General features: G+C 68.9%; 2 protein-coding genes and 1 pseudogene. 2 read left to right on the top strand and 1 reads right to left on the bottom strand.

Features of this window, described 5'->3' with window-relative positions:
• Positions 1-522, top strand: a pseudogene (locus D180_RS22360) (sulfite reductase); the annotation flags it as partial.
• Complete coding sequence (locus tag D180_RS22355) at positions 519-1,259, top strand: phosphoadenylyl-sulfate reductase (protein WP_010341781.1); 741 nt, start codon at positions 519-521, stop codon at positions 1,257-1,259. The pseudogene D180_RS22360 and the gene D180_RS22355, both read left to right, overlap by 4 nt.
• Before the next feature lie 303 nt (positions 1,260-1,562).
• Here the strand turns inward: D180_RS22355 and D180_RS22350 are convergent.
• On the bottom strand, positions 1,563-2,159 hold a 597-nt coding region (locus tag D180_RS22350; RefSeq protein WP_017914519.1), incomplete at its 5' end, for a PepSY domain-containing protein.

Below are 2,159 nucleotides of genomic sequence, written 5' to 3'. Positions count from 1 at the left end.
CAACGCGAGGCGATCGACGCGCTGGTGCGCGCGCATGCGCTGGACGCCGGCAACCGCGCACCCACCGCGCTGGCGCGCGCGGCCATGGCCTGCGTGGCCCTGCCCACCTGCGGCCTGGCGATGGCCGAGGCCGAGCGCTACCTGCCGGCGTTCGCCGCGCAGTTGCAGCCATTGCTGGCGCACCACGGCCTGCAGGACGCGCCGATCCTGCTGCGCATCTCCGGTTGCCCGAACGGCTGCTCGCGGCCGTACCTGGCCGAGATCGCACTGGTCGGCAAGGCGCCGGGCCGCTACAACCTGATGCTCGGCGGCGACCACCGCGGCCAGCGCCTCAACACCCTGTACCGCGAGAACATCGCCGAGCCGGAGATCCTCGCCGCGCTGGAACCGCTGTTCGCGCGCTATGCCAACGAGCGGCATGAGGACGAGCGCTTCGGCGATTTCCTGCACCGCACTGGCGTGGTCGAGTTGCCCGCCTATCCCACCCACCGTCACCTGATTCCGTCGGAACTGCACGCATGAGCGCTCTGCCCGCCGCCTCCCAAGACGCCTCCGCCAACGCACCGGTGCCGGCCCTGGATCTCGATGCCGCCAATGCGCTGCTGGCGACGCTGTCCGCGCCGGAGCGCGTGGCCTGGGCGCTGCAGCACGGCCCGGCCGAAGCGGCGCTGTCGTCCAGCTTCGGCGCGCAATCGGCCGCCACCCTGCACCTGCTGACCCGGCAGCGCCCGGACATCCCGGTGATCCTGATCGACACCGGCTACCTGTTCGCCGAGACCTACCGCTTCGCCGACGCGCTGACCGAGCGGCTCAAGCTCAACCTCAAGATCTATCGCCCGCTGGTCAGCCGCGCCTGGATGGAAGCGCGCCACGGCCGCCTGTGGGAACAGGGCATGGTCGGCATCGAGCAGTACAACAATCTGCGCAAGGTCGAGCCGATGCGCCGCGCCCTGGACGAGCTGAAGGTCGGTACCTGGTTCACCGGCCTGCGCCGCAGCCAGTCCGACAGCCGCGCGCAGACACCGTTCGTGCAGAAGCGCGGCGAGCGCTACAAGATCAACCCGATCGCCGACTGGAGCGACCGCGACCTGTGGCAATACATGCAGCAGCACGACCTGCCCTATCACCCGCTATGGGAACAGGGCTACGTCTCCATCGGCGATTTCCACACCACCCGCCGCTGGGAACCGGGCATGCGCGAGGAAGACACCCGCTTCTTCGGCCTCAAGCGCGAGTGCGGGATCCACGAGGATCTGTGAGACGTGCCAGCACACGTTCGGGCTTTTTGTAGGCGCGGCGTCAAGTGCGACGGGCGTTAACAGCCACACTGCGTTTTTTCAGTAGAAGCGGCTTCAGCCGCGACCGGGTTTCATGGGAACGCCCGGTCGCGACTGAAGCCGTCTCTACAGAGACAGCCCCTTATCTCCAGTGCAAGGCTGACGGCAACAATGACCACGGATCGCTCTTTGTGGGAGGGACTTCAGTCCCGACTGCAACAAGTCGGATGCGCCGATGGATCGGCTTATCGCGGCAGCATCACAGCACATTCCGACATCGACCCGCTAAGCCGCCACCACCGGCTCCCGCCGCAGCACCAGCACCCAGTCCAGCCCCAGCATCAGCAGCAAGGACACACCCACCAGCGGAAACAGCATCCCGCCCAGCACCAGCAGCGCGACCACGCCGCGCAGCGTGCGCCGGTCCGCCGGCAGCGGCGGCACCCCGAGCCCGCCCTGTGGGCGCCGCTTCCACCACATCACCGCCGCGCTCACGCACAGCAGCACGATGCCCAGGCAGGCCACGATCAGCACGATCTGGTTGAGCGCACCGTACTCCTGGCCCAGGTGCACGTTGATGCCCCACTCCAGCGTCTTGGCCAGCGGGCCGTAGTCGGCGTAGCGCATGTCCAGCAGCACCTGGCCGCTGTACTGGTCCAGGTGGATCACCCGCTGCTGCGCCAGGTCCGGCGGATACACCGAAGCGGTATAGACCCCACGTGCGCCGCGCGGCAGCGCCACGCTGTAGCCGGGCGCGATGCCGCGCGCCTGGAACCGCGCCACCGCCGCATCCAGGCCGATCGCGCCCGCCGCCGGCATGGCGTCCGGCATGTCGGCCATGCCGCCGTGTTCGCCATGCTCCTCGTGTCCACCATGCGCGCC

It is taken from the genome of Xanthomonas sp. SHU 166 (assembly GCF_000364685.1).
GTDB classification, from domain to species: domain Bacteria; phylum Pseudomonadota; class Gammaproteobacteria; order Xanthomonadales; family Xanthomonadaceae; genus Xanthomonas_A; species Xanthomonas_A sontii.
This window is presented reverse-complemented; position numbering and strand designations above follow the sequence as displayed.